Source organism: Ureibacillus galli (assembly GCF_014836845.1).
Classification (GTDB): Bacteria; Bacillota; Bacilli; order Bacillales_A; family Planococcaceae; genus Ureibacillus; species Ureibacillus galli.
In genome coordinates this window covers 17,224-36,154 of record NZ_JACSQA010000035.1, presented here as the reverse complement: position 1 = coordinate 36,154, position 18,931 = coordinate 17,224, and the positions used below count along the sequence as shown (strand labels likewise).

Annotated in this window: 18 protein-coding genes; 2 read left to right on the top strand and 16 right to left on the bottom strand. The window is 35.7% G+C overall.

The window, feature by feature from the left end; genetic code table 11:
* The first annotated feature begins 621 nt into the window (after positions 1 to 621).
* Positions 622 to 1,185 carry an anthranilate synthase component II gene (locus H9636_RS16765; RefSeq protein WP_191708723.1) on the top strand — a complete coding sequence of 188 codons (564 nt, stop codon included), beginning with the start codon at positions 622 to 624 and terminating at the stop codon, positions 1,183 to 1,185.
* A 16-nt stretch (positions 1,186 to 1,201) separates the two neighbouring features.
* Positions 1,202 to 2,950: an aminodeoxychorismate synthase component I gene (pabB, locus tag H9636_RS16760; RefSeq protein ID WP_191708722.1), complete on the top strand. Its 1,749-nt coding sequence runs from the start codon at positions 1,202 to 1,204 to the stop codon at positions 2,948 to 2,950.
* A 334-nt stretch (positions 2,951 to 3,284) separates the two neighbouring features.
* Here the strand turns inward: pabB and H9636_RS19320 are convergent, their stop codons facing one another.
* The 16 genes from H9636_RS19320 to H9636_RS16685 form a co-directional block, all read right to left on the bottom strand.
* A complete protein-coding gene (locus H9636_RS19320) occupies positions 3,285 to 3,692 on the bottom strand; it encodes a DUF1062 domain-containing protein (protein ID WP_318241042.1) in 408 nt (135 codons plus the stop codon).
* 7 nt (positions 3,693 to 3,699) lie between these two features.
* On the bottom strand, positions 3,700 to 3,906 hold the full coding sequence (locus tag H9636_RS19315) for a DUF1062 domain-containing protein (protein ID WP_263604298.1): 207 nt from the start codon (positions 3,904 to 3,906) through the stop codon (positions 3,700 to 3,702).
* 505 nt (positions 3,907 to 4,411) lie between these two features.
* Positions 4,412 to 4,981: a TetR/AcrR family transcriptional regulator gene (locus tag H9636_RS16750; protein ID WP_191708721.1), complete on the bottom strand. Its 570-nt coding sequence runs from the start codon at positions 4,979 to 4,981 to the stop codon at positions 4,412 to 4,414.
* A 48-nt stretch (positions 4,982 to 5,029) separates the two neighbouring features.
* Positions 5,030 to 6,202, bottom strand: a complete 1,173-nt coding sequence (locus H9636_RS16745; protein WP_191708720.1) for a thiolase family protein — start codon at positions 6,200 to 6,202, stop codon at positions 5,030 to 5,032.
* Between the two features lie 27 nt (positions 6,203 to 6,229).
* Complete coding sequence (locus tag H9636_RS16740; protein ID WP_191708719.1) at positions 6,230 to 7,003, bottom strand: SDR family oxidoreductase; 774 nt, start codon at positions 7,001 to 7,003, stop codon at positions 6,230 to 6,232.
* An 87-nt stretch (positions 7,004 to 7,090) separates the two neighbouring features.
* Complete coding sequence (locus tag H9636_RS16735; RefSeq protein WP_191708718.1) at positions 7,091 to 7,489, bottom strand: MaoC/PaaZ C-terminal domain-containing protein; 399 nt, start codon at positions 7,487 to 7,489, stop codon at positions 7,091 to 7,093.
* Positions 7,486 to 7,935, bottom strand: coding sequence for a MaoC family dehydratase N-terminal domain-containing protein (locus tag H9636_RS16730; RefSeq protein WP_191708717.1), 450 nt, complete (start codon positions 7,933 to 7,935; stop codon positions 7,486 to 7,488). Before H9636_RS16730 ends, H9636_RS16735 begins: the two co-directional genes overlap by 4 nt.
* A gap of 21 nt (positions 7,936 to 7,956) precedes the next feature.
* On the bottom strand, positions 7,957 to 8,721 hold the full coding sequence (gene fabG / locus H9636_RS16725) for a 3-oxoacyl-ACP reductase FabG (RefSeq protein ID WP_191708716.1): 765 nt from the start codon (positions 8,719 to 8,721) through the stop codon (positions 7,957 to 7,959).
* A 128-nt stretch (positions 8,722 to 8,849) separates the two neighbouring features.
* Entirely contained in the window at positions 8,850 to 9,818 is a 969-nt protein-coding gene (locus H9636_RS16720) for an MBL fold metallo-hydrolase (RefSeq protein WP_225230304.1), read from the bottom strand.
* A 116-nt stretch (positions 9,819 to 9,934) separates the two neighbouring features.
* The gene (locus H9636_RS16715) at positions 9,935 to 11,557 is read right to left on the bottom strand and encodes an ABC transporter substrate-binding protein (protein ID WP_191708715.1); all 1,623 of its coding nucleotides are present in this window, start codon (positions 11,555 to 11,557) and stop codon (positions 9,935 to 9,937) included.
* A gap of 37 nt (positions 11,558 to 11,594) precedes the next feature.
* Positions 11,595 to 12,500, bottom strand: coding sequence for an ABC transporter permease (locus tag H9636_RS16710; protein ID WP_191708714.1), 906 nt, complete (start codon positions 12,498 to 12,500; stop codon positions 11,595 to 11,597).
* A gap of 43 nt (positions 12,501 to 12,543) precedes the next feature.
* Positions 12,544 to 13,491 carry a nickel ABC transporter permease gene (nikB, locus tag H9636_RS16705; protein WP_191708713.1) on the bottom strand — a complete coding sequence of 316 codons (948 nt, stop codon included), beginning with the start codon at positions 13,489 to 13,491 and terminating at the stop codon, positions 12,544 to 12,546.
* On the bottom strand, positions 13,484 to 15,523 hold the full coding sequence (locus H9636_RS19310; protein ID WP_263604297.1) for a dipeptide ABC transporter ATP-binding protein: 2,040 nt from the start codon (positions 15,521 to 15,523) through the stop codon (positions 13,484 to 13,486). The genes nikB and H9636_RS19310 overlap by 8 nt, the downstream gene beginning before the upstream one ends.
* Positions 15,524 to 15,560: 37 nt before the next feature.
* Positions 15,561 to 17,111 (bottom strand): class I adenylate-forming enzyme family protein, encoded by a 1,551-nt coding sequence (locus tag H9636_RS16695; protein WP_191708711.1) that lies wholly within the window; start codon positions 17,109 to 17,111, stop codon positions 15,561 to 15,563.
* Between the two features lie 121 nt (positions 17,112 to 17,232).
* The gene (locus H9636_RS16690) at positions 17,233 to 18,432 is read right to left on the bottom strand and encodes an MFS transporter (RefSeq protein WP_191708710.1); all 1,200 of its coding nucleotides are present in this window, start codon (positions 18,430 to 18,432) and stop codon (positions 17,233 to 17,235) included.
* Between the two features lie 96 nt (positions 18,433 to 18,528).
* Entirely contained in the window at positions 18,529 to 18,930 is a 402-nt protein-coding gene (locus tag H9636_RS16685) for a Zn-ribbon domain-containing OB-fold protein (protein ID WP_191708709.1), read from the bottom strand.
* Between the last annotated feature and the right edge of the window lies 1 nt (position 18,931).

Here is an 18,931-nt window from a genome sequence, read left to right as displayed (position 1 = left end):
AAATACCCGAAAAACGTTCAAAATTACAAAAGGCCTTCAGAATGTGACCATTCTGAAGGCCTTTTGTCGACAATCTGGTCCCCTTTCACTTATCATTAATCCTGTTCTTTGAATCTACTTTTTGTATTGGAGTACAGCCATGAAAAAATAATAAGTGACAAAAATATATATATTATGCCTAGACTAATACCATACATCATTTTACCGATAAACTTGCATAAAGCTACTACATCGTATTACGCCTTTTCATTGTCAAGCATTGTACCCTACAAGAATTGAGGAGCCCTTTCCTTTCGATAGTATGCTAGCAAACATTAAAAAAGTATTGAAATAATAGGAATAGCTACTACCATACATGTTAACTCCCTTTCAAATCCAATTCTTTATTGGGTAAACAATCGTGTGTTTAATCATGATACATTCCTATTGGATAATAAGTTTATTTATTGAAATAGAAAGTTCTTTACAATTAATTTACTTATTGTACATAACCACCACAAGTACATCGTAATAAAACTATATTTACTCAAGTATAAATTCATTTATAAAATTCTTCCCATTAATGTTCTACTTCTTCTATAATAAATGTCAGATTACTAACGAGAAATGGAGAAGTTCAATTTGATTTTAGTTATCGATAACTACGATTCTTTTACATATAACTTAGTGCAATATATTCAAACGGTTGGGCACGAGATAATCGTCCGGCGAAACGATCAATTATCTATAGAACAAATAAATCAGTTAGCTCCTGACTATATCGTCCTTTCGCCTGGTCCCGGGAATCCTGATACAGCGGGTATTTGCTTAGAAGTTGTTAAAAAGTTCTATCGAGAAATTCCTATTTTAGGAGTATGCCTCGGACACCAAATTATTGCGCAAGCATTCGATGGCAATGTAAAAAAAGCGAATGTTCCTATGCACGGAAAAACTTCTATGATTAAACATGACGGACAATCTATTTTCTACAATCTCCCTTGTCCAACAGAGGTAGCACGCTATCATTCTCTCATAGTAGATGACGCGACATTGCCAAACTGTTTTGACATTACTGCCAAAACAACCGAAGGAGAAATTATGGCCATACGTCATAAAAGTTACAAAGTTGAAGGTGTTCAATTTCATCCAGAAGCCATTTTAACGGACATGGGCTTAAAGATGATTCAAAACTTCTTTACAAAATGAAAAGGACTTAAAAATCATGAAAACAAATCATAAAAGACAACCAATTTTATCCTTTGAATATGCATCATCCAATGGAGAAGTGAAACCATTCACTTTTAAAAATCCGTTCAAAATTATTGTTGCCTATACAGTTGAGGAAGTTTTACCAAGCTTTCAATTAATTCAACAAGCCATTGAAGATGGCTATTATGCAGCTGGATACGTTTCTTATGAAAGTGCGCCAGCTTTTGATCAAGCAATGAAAGTCAATAGCAATCCGACAATGCCTTTACTTTGGTTTGGAATTTTTAAAGAACCTCTTCATGAATCTTTAGTAAGCAATGAACAATACGAACATACAAAATGGTTACCAAAGGTTACAATGAGTCAATATGAATCGTCTATTTCATCTATTCAAAATGCAATAAAAAATGGCGATACGTATCAAACAAATTATACTATTCGTCTTCAATCCCATTTCCAAGGAGATGATATTGCCTATTTTAATCGTCTGAAAAATGCCCAAGTATCTAATTATTGTGCTTATATTCATACAGGTGATTTCAGTATTTTATCTGCATCACCAGAACTGTTCTTCCATTTAAAAGATAATCAAATTACGACACGTCCAATGAAAGGAACTATTGCTCGAGGGAAAACATTTCAAGAGGATGAAGAAAATGCAAAGTGGTTGTATTACTCCGAGAAAAATCGTGCAGAAAATGTAATGATCGTAGATTTACTTCGTAACGATGTAAGTATGATTGCTGAACCGATGACAGTACAAGTTCCAAAACTTTTTCAAATCGAACAATATCCTACAGTTCATCAAATGACTTCTACTGTAACAGCAACGGTAAAGCCACAAACGACCTTTTTTGAACTGTTTAAAGCACTGTTCCCTTGTGGATCAATTACAGGAGCACCTAAAATCAGTACGATGAATATTATATCATCCTTAGAATCCACTCCAAGGGATGTCTATTGTGGTGCAATTGGATACATAACGCCTGATAAGGAAGCAATTTTTAATGTTCCAATTCGAACGGTTGTGGTTAACAATGAAACAGGTAAAGCAACTTATGGAGTTGGTGGTGGTATTACATGGGATTCTAAAACAGAAGAAGAGTATGAAGAAGTATTGGCAAAAGCAAGTTTTCTAGAAGTTCAACGGCCGAAGTTTGAACTATTGGAAAGTATTTTGTTGCAAAATGGAGAACTTGTTTTCCTTGATGAACACTTAACTCGACTTCTTCATGCAGCGAAATATTTTGGCTATTGTTTCAATATGGAAGAAGTGAAGCACAGTTTATTTAAGGTTGCTGAGGAAAACAAAACGGGTCAATATAAATTGCGTCTCTTACTTGATCAAAATGGAAAAGTTTCCATTAACGTCCAACCATTACAACCAGTAAAATCTCAGCAAGTTGTTTCATTGGCAAAATCACCAATCGATCAGAACAATATTTTTTATTATTATAAAACGACCAATCGCGAACATTATGAATATTTTCAAAAGCAACATCCAGATGTTTTTGATGTCCTTCTTTGGAATGAAAAGAAAGAACTCACTGAATTCACAAACGGAAATGTTGTCTTAGAAATAGACGGTGTACGATGGACGCCCCCTATAAATTCCGGTTTATTAGCTGGTACTTTCCGGGAAAAGTTATTAAATGAAGGAAAAATCCATGAGAAAATCCTGACATTAGATGACTTACAAACGTGTACACAAATATGGTTCATTAATAGCGTCCGAAAATGGGTGAAAGTAGAAATAAAATAAAACTTATACCTTGTACTTTAAAATAACCCCGCCCTATTTTTAGGACGGGGTTAACATTTTAATATTAAAGAATCAATTCGTTTGAGAATGTAAGTTTAAATCATTAAATTTTTGTCTTTCCAAAATTGATCCACCTGTGTAGGAAGCATTTTAACAGCTCATTGCAATCAAAATAAAACCCATTTTTCCTTCCGTAACCCCATTCCATCAGAATTAGATGGTTGTAAGTAAGCGTAATAATATCCCATTCCTCCTATGATGATCTATATAAATCAATGGAGGAACTTTTCATAATCTGTTCTTTTCCTACGAACCCTACTATCCACATTCTTTACTAATAGGGGCTACTCACATAGTCCTTAAATGAAACATACTTATGCCAATTCCCTTTGATTGTTATTTGTAAATTATCTAGTACTTTATCGCTTATTGTAACATTGGGGTTTAGTAAAAACATTTCTTCTAATGCCATTGTATTTACTTTTGATCTTGAAATATTTAATATTTCAGCTAGTAGTTTATCAATTCTAAGTCCAAAATTATATTTACAACAAATTCTTATTACTATTTCATTAGAATTTGAATTTGTATAGGACTTTTCCTTTATTACCTTATAATGAATGTCTTTTTTCACCGCATTACATAGTTTTCTTAATTTGTTAATTTGAAAAGCATAATACCAAATGGTCTCTTGATTATTATCCATAAATTTTTGAAGTAGTATTGGATCAATTCGATTCACATGTACTCTAGAAAAAAATAGGATAATTCCATGTACTTTCACAATGTAAACATTTATAAATGAGCCAAATATCTATTATTTTTTGATTTGCGTTTACTCTAAATTTATCACTACAAAAGTATTCAGTACTTCTTTTACATTGCCTACAATTCCGAATTACGGTAGGTTTTTCTTGAGCACTAACCTGAAAAGTAATAACATTATTAAAACTCATGATTTTATCCTCCAATTTATCCAGAGGAACACCAAATAATAGCTGAATGGAGAAGGATTTCCCATCAAAAAAGCGGAATACCTTATAGGTATCCCGCTTGGAATTAACTCAACAGTTTATCCTGCGTTCCCTGTAATGGCTAAAAATAGGCACACTTCTCCCGTCGTTGAACATTTTGTTCAAAAAAGAAGTGAACTATTTAATTACTTAACCATTACATGTATGTTGGCAAATTGAATTCCACCTTCCACATTTCTCCTATTCAGAATTATACAACAATTCAATCCGTTGTCAATAACACTTTCCAAATGACTAGGGATATTCTTTGTCGCTTTGTTCTAATAGATTTAAGCATATAAAAATACCTGTTGGAAAAGCACTCTTTATGTATGTGTCTTCACACTACAGGTACTTTATCTATCGTACTATTTCTTTTTTAAACTTCATTGAATTTATTTTGTAAGCGTATTCATAAAAATATCCATGCTAATCGTATTTTTTCCATCTACTTGTTATTTATCAAACCATTAATAATAATATCCATATAAATATCAACAAGTTCTTCTTCTGACACTTCTCCATCAGGATTATACCAATTATACGACCGATTCACCATGCCAAGAATTCCAAAAGTGACAATATCGCTTCTTAAATCCTTTCGAAATTCACCCTTCTCGACTCCATCTTCCAAAACCTTTTGAAAGTTAAGGCGAAACTCACGCTTAATCGAATTCACATACTGGATATGTTCTTCTTCTAAATGACGAATTTCTCTAGTAAATACCCTTGCACTTTTACCATGGGTTCTGATTTTACCAATGATTAATAAAATTAATTTTCTAATTTTATCCTTTGAAGTTAAATTTGAATCATGGAGTATGACTTCTTGTTCCTGTAACAGTTCCTGGATATAGCTTAAATGAATATCCCTTAACAGCTCTTGTTTGCTATTAAAATAGTAATAAAATGTCCCCTTAGTAGCACCTATGCTATTGACGATATCCTGAATTGAAGTTTTACTATATCCTTTTTTATCAAACAAATCGATACTTTCATTTATGATTGTTCTTCTCAAAGTGATTTCCCTTCAATCAGTGATAGTTTCAAATTATATTAAGCAATTTTATCCTTCTCTTTCTATAACCATGGAAATACCTTGACCACCACCGATACATGCTGTAATAAGGGCATTTTTGCCGTTGATTCGGTTCAATTCATATACTGCTTTTGTAATTAAAATTGCTCCAGTTGCGCCTAATGGATGTCCATGGGCAATGGCGCCACCATTCACATTTAATTTTTCTGGATCAATATCCAATTCCCTATTGCAAGCGATAACTTGGGCAGCGAACGCTTCGTTTAATTCAACTAAATCCATATCTTTTAACGATAGTCCCAATTTGTTCATTAACTTATTCGTTGCAGGAACAGGACCGATACCCATAATATTTGGATCAACCCCGGCTACCATAGAACCTCTTATTGTTGCTAATGGTTGGATGCCTAACTCTTCTGCCTTTTCTCTAGACATAATTACTAAAGCTGAAGCTGCATCATTTAATCCAGAGCTACTTCCAGCTGTTACTGTACCATCTTTTACGAAGGCGGGATGTAATTTAGCCAGTGCGGATAACGTCGTATTCGGACGTGGGTGTTCGTCTTTATCGAATAATATCGGTTCTCCTTTTCGGACAGGGATTTTTATCGGAACAATTTGTTCATCAAATCGCCCCTCTTCCATTGCAATCGCCATTTTTTGTTGGCTTTTGAACGAAAACTCATCTTGTTCTTCCCTTGAAATATTATATTTTTTTGCTAAATTTTCAGCAGTAATTCCCATAGGTGGATTTCCGATTTCTTCGGGTGCAAGTAATGTCTTACGATACTTTGGTGGGATGGAACTGTATGCTTGTTCCGGCCGTTCATATTGATACGGTGCCCGACTCATACTTTCAATACCGCCAGCAATATAAATATCACCAGCACCTGATTGAATTGCTTGTGCTGCTAATGCAACGGCGTTAATTCCAGAACCGCATTGACGATCGACCGTTAACCCAGGAATTTGTATGGAAAGCCCTGTTTGTAAAGCCGATAATCTTGCAATATTTCCTCCACCACTTAAAACATTACCAATAATCACATCATCAATCATTTCAGCTGAAATATTTACTCGATTAATCGCTTCTTTAATGACTTCAGCTCCATAAAGGTGAGCAGGAACACTTGCTAATGCTCCACCTTGTTTTCCAATTGCTGTTCGAACTGCAGAAACAATCACTGCATCTCTTTTCATTATCTATGCCCCCATCTATCATTTTCTTTACATTGCATTCGTACCACCATCGACTACAATCGTTTCACCCGTAATAAAATCAGATGCTTTCGAAGCTAAAAATAAAGCAACACCCTTTAGATCCGTATCTGATCCGAATTTACGTAATGGATTTTTGCTTTGCATTGAGTCACCGCCACGATCAAGTAAAGCTTTCGTCATTTTCGTTGGAAAGAAACCAGGTGCAATGGCGTTCACATAAATTCCCCTCGGCCCCCATTTCACAGCTAAATCCTTTGTAAAAGTAATGACGGCCCCTTTACTTGTGTTATATCCAATCGCATCCATTACTTCAGGGTTCGATCCTTTTAAACCTGCAACAGATGCGATATTGATTATTTTTCCATAGCCTTGTTTCAACATTACTTTTCCGACAGCTTGAGACATTAAAAAAGTTCCCGTGACATTAACATTCATCACTTTATAAAATGCTTCTAGTGGCATTTCTTCCATTGGAGCCCCCCATGTTGCCCCACTATTATTAACAAGAATATCAATAGAATCAAACTCTTCTAATGTTCTGTTAACTAAATTTTCTATTTCTTCTTTGTTCGTTAAATCACATTTTATGGCAAGTGTCTTTACTCCATATTTTTCCAATCTTACTGCTACTTCCTCACAATTATTCAACTTTCTCGAACAAATCACGACATTGGCACCAGCTTCGGCAAAGCCTTGTGCAATTTGCTCACCAAGCCCACGTCCTCCCCCTGTTACGATGGCGGTCTTTCCGGAAATATCAAATAGCTCTTTCACGTGCATACCGATATCCCTCCTATTCTTTAAGCCTTTTAAGTAAGAAGGATTTGCCTCTCATTCATTATAAAAATCGAGACAAATCCTTTTACTTTAATATAGGGCAAATTTTACTTTTCCCTTAACGACCTCTTTGTCGTGTTGATTCGTAACATTCACTTTAAAATGTAATGCTTCATCTGTTTGTTCGATTAATTGGGCATTTAATGTTAATTGATCGTTTAAAAACACCATGCCGGCAAATCGAATCGAATAATCTTGGATGAATCCTTCTTCATAATGCGGCGTAAATAATTTGGATAGATTCCCCATCGTCCACATGCCATGTGCGATGATTCCTGGTAGACCCGCTTTTTTTGCCTCTTCATCTATCGTATGAATGGGATTAAAATCTCCAGATGCTCCAGAATACTTAATTAGATCCATTCTCGATACAGGTTCAAGGGTCATTTTAATTGTTTCTCCTAGAACTAATTCTTTGAGATTCGTCATACGTTCAACGACCTCCTAACCGTTTCATTAATAATAATGATCGACTCTTCTGTAAAAATGACATTTCCACTACTGTCTTCGCCATATCGTTTCATTTTTAAGAAGCCCATTTTTCCAGTACTTCCTTCTTTTTCAAAGTAATCTTCTAATTTAGAATAACAATATACTTCTTCTCCTACAAAAAGTGGTCGATTGTAATGGTAAATTTGTTCTCCGTGAATTAATCCTTTATTGGGCAGTTTTAAACCTTCAATTTCACCAGATCTAAAAATTCGAGGAAACGTAACGGGTGCAATATTTTTCCCATATCTAGATTTACTTCCGATTTCTTCATCTAAGTAAATAGGATGTAAATCTCCGATTGATTCCGCAAACCGTCTAACTAGTTCCCTTTCCACTACATTTTTCATCTTTTTAGATGTCACACCTATATAATCCGTATACATTTCTACCATCTCCCTCCTGTATTAATTAGTAGGTCCTCCAGCAACGTATAAAACTTGACCATTTACGAAAGAAGATTTTTCGTCTGCAAAGAAGGCAACGGCATTGGCAATATCTGAAGGTTTACCTGATCTTCTCACTGGAATTCGACTTGCTGCCCCTTTTACAAACTCATCAAAAGGGATGCCCACTCTTTCTGCTGTTGCCTTTGTCATATCTGTTTCAATAAATCCAGGAGCTACAGCATTCGTTGTGATTCCAAATTTACCTATCTCTTTTGCAAGCGTTTTTGTAAATCCTTGAATCCCTGCCTTTACTGTAGCGTAGTTTGCCTGACCAGGATTTCCAAGAGCGGAAGTTGAAGAAATATTAATAATTCTTCCATAGTTTTGTTTCACCATATATTTTTGAGCAGCACGGGATGCATTAAATGTCCCTTTTAAATGGACATCAATGACTTGATTCCAATCACTATCCGTCATTTTAAATAGTAAATTATCGCGGATAATTCCAGCATTATTCACTAAAATATCTAAGGAACCGAACTGAGATACGACTTCTTCCATTGCTGCTTCAACTTCTTCTGCATTGACGACATTTGCTTGTAAAGTTAAAACCGTATAGCCTTTTTCTTTAAATTCTGATTGTACTTCGTTTAATGCTTCTTCATTAATATCAATAATCGCGATTTTTGCCCCTTCCTCGGCAAATGTTTCCGCTATCCCTTTTCCGATTCCTCTACTCCCACCAGTAATAAATGCAACTCTATTATCGAATCTTCCAGTCAAATGATTTCCCTCCAAATAAAATAGTTGAAAATAACTTAATAATATATTTCTATTAAAAGATTTATAGAAATATTCAATTATCGATTTCTTTCGTTTCTTTTCTTTTTATCTTGTGAATAAAAATAGTTTTAGAAATGATTCACTAATCGATATTGATAAACACCATTTACTTTCTCCGCGACCACAACATTTCTTTTCTCCAGAAGATCGAGTACCGCGACAATTTCGAACACAAAAGTTATAACCGCCTTCTCATATCGACCACGATACATATCTTGTATAATTTCAAACCCGCTAGCCACACCGTTTGCTTTTTCTAATGTACGTATTACCCGCTGTGCTCGATTTTCTATGTTCCCTAATTGGGTTTCAATCGCCGCGTTTAAATTTTCGATAATAGGACCATGGCCAGAATAGGTCAATTGAACGTTTAATTTTCGGCATTTCTCTAAATTATCCAAATATTGTAGTAATGGTTTTGCCCGATCTTTTCCGCTTTTTGGTGCATCAAGAAAGATACCTGCATGTATACCTTGTATGATGTTATCGCCACAAATAAACAATTGTTCTTTCTCGTTATAAAGGGAAATATGATCTTGTGAATGACCTAACGTTTCAATTACTTGCCAATTAGGTAAACCTGGAACAAAATCTCCCTCGGAAAGAGTCGTATTCACGTTTAAATAATCATAACGGTCGCGATTTCCTTTACGATATGCCCATTTGTAAGCCATTTCTTTCGTCAATCCGAACTCAAGAAATAACTTTTCGAAAAACTGTGAACTCCATTCCAAGTAATCTTCGTCCTTTAAAATCATTTCTGTATCTTGATGGGCGAAAACTTGAATTGATGGGTTTTTTTCAAGTATCCAATCAATCATAGCTGTATGGTCATTATGGTGATGGGTTAGGACGATTTGCTCGATATCTTTTATCTCTAACCCTAGTTGTAGCAAACCGTTGTTCAACTCTTGCCAAGCCTGTTGACGGTTTAATCCTGTATCAATAAGGGTTAATTTATCACCAAATAGAACATAAACATTCACTGGACCGATAGGAAAGTTTGTTGATAGTTCTATCTTTTCGATTTTATGCAAAGTACTCAATCCTTTTATTAGAATCTGATCTCACATACCTTTCATGAAATGCTCAATTCGTAAAAGGAAAATTAATAGTCCGTATACTAATAATTTTCCCTTTATGCGGATTCCATTTATTTATCTAACCAAACGTCTTTTAAATAACCATATCCATAAGAAGCATGCGGATAGGAATCTCTTATATAAGGTTGGCGTGGTGTTTTCGTGTAATAAGTTGAAATAGGGATAGGGTTGACTAAATTCTCCAATACATAGCGTTGAATATTGTGGACATATTCTTTTCTTTGATCGACATCGAGAATAAGTCTTTGTTCATCAAGCATCTTATCTAATTCCGGATCGCTAATGTTATACCAATTTCTTGCCCCGTTTGTGTGTAACTGTGTTCTTAACCACTCATCCGGTTCTTGGAAATAGGTTTGATATCCAACGCCCATATCATAATCAACATTCGGCCATCTTTCAGAGAAGTAAGTTGCATATTCGACTACTTCAATTTCAGCATTAATGCCAATATTTCTTAAATCTTCTGCAATCCATTGCGCAACACGGACTAATTGTTCCCCGTAACCATTTGTTACCATTAATGTTGTATCAAAACCATCAGGATAACCTGCTTCTTCTAATAGTTTTTTCGCTTCTTCTGGGTTATATGGTTGCAGTTTTTCCCTTTCTTCTAATGGTAATGACCAGTCTCCTAAAGATGGATTAACAGGACCGCTCGTTTCTCCTCCGCCATATATTGCTTTTACCATCGATTGACGGTCGACAGCCATACTGATTGCTTTACGTACTTTCAAATCATTAAATGGTTCCTTTTTCATATTTAAATATAGTTGTTCCTGTGTAGCAAAGAGTGCTTCAAAGACCGTAACATCAGGATTCGTTTTTATGAGTTGATCCAACTCTTCGGGTGATAAACTTCCGATTGTATCTGCCTGCCCTGTTCTAAAGGCTGCAATACGGGAACCTTGATCAGGAACTACTTTAAAAATTACTTCATCTAAATATGGTTTACCTTCTTCATAAAACTTTGGATTTTTTTTGAAAGTCGCTTGCACATTATCTTCCCATTTTTCTAACACAAAAGGACCAGTACCAATCGCATCTGTTGCTAAGTCAAATTGCCCTTCTACCCCTTCTTTCGGTAGTATCCACATAAAGTGATTCGCCATGAAATTGAGGAAAGGTGCAAAAGGTTGTTTTAATGTAAACACAACTGTTTGAGGATCTTTTGCTACAATGCTCTCTACTTCCGATAATAGAGAAGCTTGATGTCCTGGTAAGTTAATAATTCTTTCCATTGTGGCAATTACATCGTCAGCCGTTACCTGTCTTCCGTTAACAGGTGCTTTATCATGCCAATAGGCTTCTCGTAAATAAAATGTATAGACTTTTCCATCATCCGAAACTTCCCAACGTTCTGCCAAATCTGGTACAACATTGTAATCTGTATACTCAACATTAGGACCTGTTTCATAGGATACTAATTTGTTGTAAACTAATCCTGCCAGTTGATGTGTATAAATGGATGATTGACGATGGGGATCCAGCATATCTGGATCTGCAGGTGAAAGTATCGTATAAGTGCCTCCACTTTTCGGTTCCGACGAGCCATCATTCGTATTTTTTTGTCCAGTTTCATTATTTTTTGAACCCGAAGAACACGCACCAATTACGAGTACAAGTAATCCTAAAATCAATATGTGACATATTGATTTCCACTTTTTATCCATAACCATTTCCCCCTATGAAAATATAATTTTCCAATAGTTAAGACATTTTTGGATCGAGGAAATCACGGAGAGCATCCCCAAATAAGTTAAATGCTAAAACTAATATACTTAAAGCTAAGCCTGGGAAAAGAACGAGCCACGGTGCGCTTTCCATATATCTGCTCGCATCACTTAACATTAATCCCCAAGATGGATTAGGAGGAGGCGTACCAATTCCTAAAAAACTTAAAGAAGCTTCTGCGATAATCGTCTGACCAAATGCCAAACTTGCCATCACAATAATCGGTGCCATCATATTTGGTAAACCATGCTTCAATATAATCCGAAATGAACTTGCCCCTACAGAACGCGATGCTTCGACATAATTTGATTCACGAATTCTCATCATTTCCCCACGAACAATTCGGGCAAATCTTGGTACTTCAATAATAACAAGGGAGATAATAACGTTTTGTATTGCAGGTCCTAATAATGCAGCAATAAACAAAGCTAAAATTAAAGCCGGAATGGACATAATGGCATCCATGATACGTTGAATAATCATATCGACAATTCCACCGAAATAACCTGAAACCATACCTATTAAAGTACCTAGAATAATGGATATGATAACAGTTGAAAATCCAACGATTAACGATATACGGGAGCCATGAACGAGTCTACTTAAAACATCACGACCTAAATCATCTGTTCCCATCACATGCTCTGAATTTGGAGCTGCTAAAAAAGCGGCGCGATCTTGGGCTATTGGATCGAAGGGAGCGATTATTGGAGCAATCAATGCAATGATAATAACTAGTAGTATGAATAAAAGGGAGATAAATCCAATTTTTTGAGTAAAAATAAAGCGTTTGCAGTCCTCTTTAAATTTTTTAACACTTAAATTTCTACTCGCCTTTAATTTACCTTTAAGTAACTCAGAGTCTAATTGAACTTGGGACATGCGAATCACTTCCTTTTCCTTAAAACAATAATAATTTCCAAGGTTATTTCGTTCTAATCCGTGGATCTACCCAGCCATACATCACATCCACAATTAAGTTAACTAGTAAAAACATTGCACCAAAAACCAATACTGCTGACTGTACAATCGGATAGTCCCTTGCTAGTACGGATTCAAAAATTAAACTACCTAAACCAGGAAGTGCAAAAATTGATTCAAGTACAACCGTTCCTCCAAGTAAATAACCGACTTGTAAGCCGATTAATGTAATAACCGAAACTAACGAATTTCTAAGTGCATGCTTAAAAATGACAATTCTTTCTCTAGCACCTTTTGCGCGAACTGTACGGATAAATTCAGAATGAAGTACTTCCAAAACAGCCGACCTTGTCATTCGTACAATGCTTGCACTTAAAGTAATCGCCAAACAGATAGCAGGTAAAATCATTTGCTGTAAATTGACCATTGGATTTTCTGCAAATGATTGGAAACCTAAAGGAGGAATCCAATTTAAAGCTAATGAAAGAACCGTAAGGAGAACGAGGCCTAACCAAAAGTTTGGGATTGATAAACCACTAACAGAAAATATTTTTAAAAAATGATCAATCCACGTATTTTGTTTAACTGCTGAGATAACTCCAATTGGAATACCAATTAAGATTGCTAGTATAATGGACATTATCGCTAACTGGATTGTAACGGGTAATCGATCTACAATAATTTGAGAAACTTCCTGACCCGACCATAATGAATTTCCTAAATCCCCTTGTACAGCTTTTGTTACCCAATCTGTCAACTGCCCCAATATACTTTTATCTAACCCCATCTCGGCTTTCATCGCATCCATTTGTTCAGCTGTTGCGCCAGAGTTTGCTAACTGAAGTGTAACGACATCACCAGGTACGGCCCGCATAATGATGAAAATGAATGCCGTCATGATAAATAGAACGAATATTCCGAAAATAAGTCTCCTAATGATATACTCAACCATTTCCTAGCTCCTCTCCATACAGATGACATGAAACGGTATGTCCTTTCGCTATCGATTTCAATTCTGGCTTTGTATGTTTACAAATTTCCATCGCAGCTGGACATCGAGTATGAAATTTGCAACCAGTTGGCGGATTTGATGGGCTCGGTACTTCACCGCTTAAAATGATTCGTTCTGGCTCGATATTAGGATTTGGAACAGGTACTGCCGAAATTAGAGCTTTTGCATATGGATGTAACGGTTTTTTAAATAGCGTAACTGAATCGGTTACTTCGACAATTTCTCCTAAATACATAACAGCAATTCGATCCGATATATATTTCACTACGTTCAAATCATGGGATATAAATAAGTAGGATAATCCTAGTTTTAGTTGTAAGTCTTTCAATAAGTTTAAAATTTGTGCTTGAACGGATACATCCAATGCCGAAACAGCTTCATCACAAATTAATAAATCTGGTTCTGTTGCTAAAGCACGAGCAATTCCAATTCTTTGCCGTTGTCCTCCTGAAAATTGGTGGGGAAATTTATGCATATCCTCTCTTGACAGACCAACTATTTCAAGTAATTCCGCTACTCTTTCACGCTTTTTATTTCCTTTTGCAATGTTATGAACTTCCAAAGGTTCTCCTATAATATCTAAAATTGTCATTCGCGGATTTAATGAACTATAGGGATCTTGAAAAACAAATTGAATTCTTTTTCTCAGTCCTTTTCGTTCTTTACGATGTGCTGTTGCTAGTTGTTTCTGATCGAAGGTTACTTCACCATCCGTAGAATCGATTAGACCTGTAATTAACCGACCGACCGTTGATTTTCCGCATCCTGACTCTCCAACAAGTCCAAGAACTTCCCCTTTGTAAATATCGATTGAAACGCCATCAACTGCTTTTACATGACCGACCGTTCTTGATAGTATTCCTTTTGTAATCGGAAAGTGCTTTTTCAAGTTGTTTACTTGTAATAGTATTTGTTTATTATTTAAATGTTCATTTTCTTCAAAGATCGCTTCATTGTCTTCGATTGTGGGAAATTCCCACTTTTCTGCAGTTGTCGGATCTGCCTTCCAACATTTACTTACTCGATTTTCTTTTAATTCAAAAAGTGGTGGTTCTTCATTTTTGCATTTATCTGTTGCCAAAGGACAGCGGGGGTGAAATCGACATCCGGAAGGAATATCTCTTAAACTAGGAACATTTCCTTTAATCGTTTGCAATCGACGGTTACGATCTGTATCGATTTTTGGGATGCTTTGTAGTAAAGCTTGTGTATAAGGATGTTCTGGGTGATTAAATAAATCCTTCACATTCGATTGTTCCACAACTTGACCTGCATAAACGACGACAACTTTGTCAGCCATTTCCGCTACTACACCTAAATCGTGGGTTACTAGTATAATTGCTGTTCCAAATTGGGATTGTAAATCTTTTAATAATTGCATAATTTGAGCTTGAACTGTTACATCAAGAGCAGTTGTCGGCTCATCAGCAATAATTAAGTTTGGTCGGCAAGCAAGGGCTATCGCAATCATGACTCTCTGTCTTTGTCCCCCTGATAATTGATGAGGATATGCATTAATTCGGCTTTCAGGATCAGGGAGTCCAACTAATTTTAATAGTTCGAGGGCACGGTCTTTATATTCTTTTTTACTTAAGTCTTCATGAATTTTAATCGTTTCAATAATTTGATCACCAATCGTATATACCGGATCTAAGCACGTCATCGGATCTTGAAAAATCATGGCAATTTCGTTTCCTCTAATTTTTCGAATATCATCATTACTTAAATCTTTTAAATTTAAATCGTTGTATAAAATCTTTCCGGATGTAACTTCTCCGTTACGATCTAATAATCTTAAAATGGATAATGCGGACACACTTTTTCCAGATCCTGATTCACCAACAATAGCAACCGTTTCTCCTTTAGATATACTAAATGAAACGCCATCAACCGCTTCCAAATTTGCCGTTCGGGTTTTAAAAACTGTTTTCATTTCTTCCACTTGTAATAGTGAAGGCGTTTTATTGACCAATCGAATCCTTCCTCCTTTCATGTATATTGAAAGATACTTATTTTTCTACCGGGAACTCTGCAAATTGTTCTCTTAACTTTGTTTTGAGTATTTTACCTACTCCATTTCGAGGGAGTTCGTTAATAAAAACAACATGACGGGGAGTTTTATATTTTGCTAAGTTTTTTTGGCAATACGCGATTATATCTCCTTCACTTACTGTTGCTCCATCTTTTTTTACGATGCAAGCAAGAATTTCTTCCCCCATTCTTTCTGAAGGAATACCGATCACGGCAGCTTCTAAAACCTCTTCGTGTTTAACAAGTAATTCCTCTAAATCTCGTGGATAAATATTAAAGCCACCACGAATAATTAAATCCTTTTTACGGTCAACAATATACAAATAACCTTCTTCATCCACTTTTGCCATATCGCCAGTATGGAGCCATCCATTTTGTAATGCTTTTTTCGTAGCTTCTTCATTTCGGAAATAACCAGGCGTCACATTATCACCTTGAACGAGCAACTCTCCCACTTCTCCAACCGCTAATTCATTGCCTTTTTCATCAACAATTTTAATTTTTACACCTGGCATTGGAATTCCAACAGAACCTTCTTTAATCGGCATGTCATTTCGTTGTGATGCTACACCTGGTGAAGCTTCTGATAATCCGTAGGCATCCCGCACTTCAGCTCCAAACTTTTCTTTAAATTTATGGCGTAAACTAACAGCAAGAGCAGCGGAACCTGAACCTACTGTCTCCAAACTCGATAAATCATAATTAGCTGCATTCGGGTGATATACCATCGCATGAATCATCGCAGGAACTGCTGCGAAGGATTTTACTTTATACTTTTCGATTACTTTAAATACTTCTTCTGCATCAAACTTTGAAAAAATGACAACCGAACTTCCAAGTAAAAACATGCTATTCATAATGCCAAACCCGTAAATATGTGCTAACGGTAGTACGCCAATTGTCGTACCTCTTGTTTCGTCATCTCTAAGGGATACACCAGACATCGAATTGGCATACAAATTTTTATGGGTTAACATAACCCCTTTTGGTACACCCGTAGTACCAGATGTATATAAAATAACGGCAACATCCGTTTCTTCCATCTCCAACGGCTCGTTTTTAATGATTGATCTATTTGCGAGGGCGCTTTCCCATTCAATAACCTCAATATCTACTTGTTCGATTTCAATATTTTCTCGTTGATTAATACATATGATTTTTGGTTTATTAGCCAAATCTGTTGAGGCGTTAATAATCTTCGTTAATAAGGTTGATGCAGTAATAACAGCTTTCGCTTCTGAATTTTTTAGAATAAAATTTATTTCATTCTCATGTAGTAAATACATGACGGGGACGATTATTGCTCCTGCTCCTAGCACTCCTTGATAAGAAAAAATGACTTCCGGACAATTTGGCATACATATGAGTACACGATCCCCTTTTTCAATTCCAAGGGAACGAATTAAACTAGAAACTTTTGATGAAATCATTTCTGTATCAATGTTTGTATAAATTTTGTCATGATAATATAGAAGATCATACTCACCAAACTTATTAATATTTTCTTTCAGCAATTCAGTTAGTAGCATGTTATCCTCCTATTAATGATTTACTATTTTCATAGTTAATAATTTAACTAGAAAACGTTTTCAATTTTCTTTAGCCACACATGAAACAAGTGATTCAATAGAGATGCCGTTTCCCTATTGATTATGCTTTTTTTGTTTGAAGATTTTGTTGATGAGTAGTGATGTATGTTATACCTAAAAGTAAAGCGGTAATAATCGCCGAAGTAACAAAAGGACCAGATATAAAGAGTGTAAAAATCCATCCACCCCAAAGTGGACCAAGTATTCTTCCTAAACTATCCATTGAATGTTGTAAGCCCATGGTAATACCTTGCCCCATTTCATTTTGTTTGGATAACATAGCAGTCGTAGTCGGTCGAACTAATGCCTGCCCTAAACCAGTTAATGTACAACCGAATATTACTGCCCAAACGTATGGAGAAAAACTGATAAAACCATAACCAACAATGACAATGACTAGGCCAATTTTACATATTTTTTCTTCATCTAAATATTCGTAAATTTTATTTAGGAAAAAGAATTGAACGATTACGGACATTCCCGCTTGAGCGCTAAAGGCTAAACTAACAAATAATGAAGACGCATCAAATTTCGCAATCATAAAATAGCCAAGCAGTCCAAAAAAACTAGAAGCGGCAATGGATAAGCCGAGAATAATTGTATAGTGATTCCAATAGCCTGTTTTAGTGATCATTCCGATCGACTTCCAAAGGGACAGTGTATCTCTTTCTTCTTTTAATCTGTTTTCTTCGTCGTTTATTACAGCAGATTCTTTGATGAACCACCATGCAAAGGGTAACGTAATAAGTGCTAAAGAACCTGCAATGATAAATGGTACCATTACTCCTAATGGGGAAAATACACCTCCAATTGCAGGACCACAAAGAAAACCAAGCCCATTAACGGCCCCCATTTTCGCGATTGCTTTGCTTCGATGCATCTTTTCTGTCTGGTCAGCTACCATCGAATAAGCAGCAGGTTGGGCACCTGATGATAGTGCAGCACCAATCAGCCTTACAAGTACTAATTGCCAATAGTTTTGAGCAAAGATTAATAGTAAAAAAGCGATTCCAAACCCAAATACTCCGAATATTAATACAGGTTTTCTCCCTATTCTATCCGCTAAACGTCCCCATAAAGGTGCAGTAATCAATTGGGAAATGGCCCAAATAATAATTAAAGATGACATTTGTACAGATGAGAGATGTAAGTCGTCAGCTAAAAATGGTAATGTAGGAAGTACTATTCCATAACCTGTCATCGTCAAAAACATAATGAATCCTAGTAAAAAGAACGCCTTCCTATCCATCATAATTTTCATCTTCTTTCTAATTAATAAAAAGGAAACGGAAGGAGGGATTCTTCCGTTTAAACTCTCATAACAATTGATCGAAACCTATTTCATTTTATGGATTCATTACGTAATCACTTGAAAATAAGGTAGTACAAAATCTTCTTCCACTTCTTTAAATATGATCGAAACTCGTTTATCTACCTTAATTTCGTTGTAATCCCCTATAATTCTTGTCATCATTCGAACGCCTTCATCAAGCTCCACTATTCCGACTGTATAAGGCGTCTCTCCTTTGAATGGTCCATATCCTTGATGGACAGTGGTAAAACTGTATATTGTTCCCGTACCATTTGCTTCAAGCCAATTGATATTATCTGAAAAACAATGGGGACAAATTGAGCGCGGATAAAAGATAGACTTTTGGCAATCCCCACATTGTTGTATAAATAGTTTTTTATCTTTTAATCCATTCCAATAAGGTCTAGATTCGTCATCGATCCCGGATTTAATTAAATCTTTTATCAAT

Bases quoted from the DNA above. Each gene is read 5' to 3' on its own strand.
- H9636_RS16695 (WP_191708711.1), bottom strand. From the start codon at position 17,111: ATGCTACTAACTGAATTGCTGAAAGAAAATATTAATAAGTTTGGTGAG.
- H9636_RS16690 (WP_191708710.1), bottom strand. From the start codon at position 18,432: ATGAAAATTATGATGGATAGGAAGGCGTTCTTTTTACTAGGATTCATT.
- nikB (WP_191708713.1), bottom strand. From the start codon at position 13,491: ATGGTTGAGTATATCATTAGGAGACTTATTTTCGGAATATTCGTTCTA.
- H9636_RS16715 (WP_191708715.1), bottom strand. From the start codon at position 11,557: ATGGATAAAAAGTGGAAATCAATATGTCACATATTGATTTTAGGATTA.
- H9636_RS16740 (WP_191708719.1), bottom strand. From the start codon at position 7,003: ATGCACGTGAAAGAGCTATTTGATATTTCCGGAAAGACCGCCATCGTA.
- H9636_RS16710 (WP_191708714.1), bottom strand. From the start codon at position 12,500: ATGTCCCAAGTTCAATTAGACTCTGAGTTACTTAAAGGTAAATTAAAG.
- H9636_RS16735 (WP_191708718.1), bottom strand. From the start codon at position 7,489: ATGACGAATCTCAAAGAATTAGTTCTAGGAGAAACAATTAAAATGACC.
- pabB (WP_191708722.1), top strand. From the start codon at position 1,202: ATGAAAACAAATCATAAAAGACAACCAATTTTATCCTTTGAATATGCA.
- H9636_RS19315 (WP_263604298.1), bottom strand. From the start codon at position 3,906: ATGAGTTTTAATAATGTTATTACTTTTCAGGTTAGTGCTCAAGAAAAA.
- H9636_RS16730 (WP_191708717.1), bottom strand. From the start codon at position 7,935: ATGTATACGGATTATATAGGTGTGACATCTAAAAAGATGAAAAATGTA.
- H9636_RS16745 (WP_191708720.1), bottom strand. From the start codon at position 6,202: ATGAAAAGAGATGCAGTGATTGTTTCTGCAGTTCGAACAGCAATTGGA.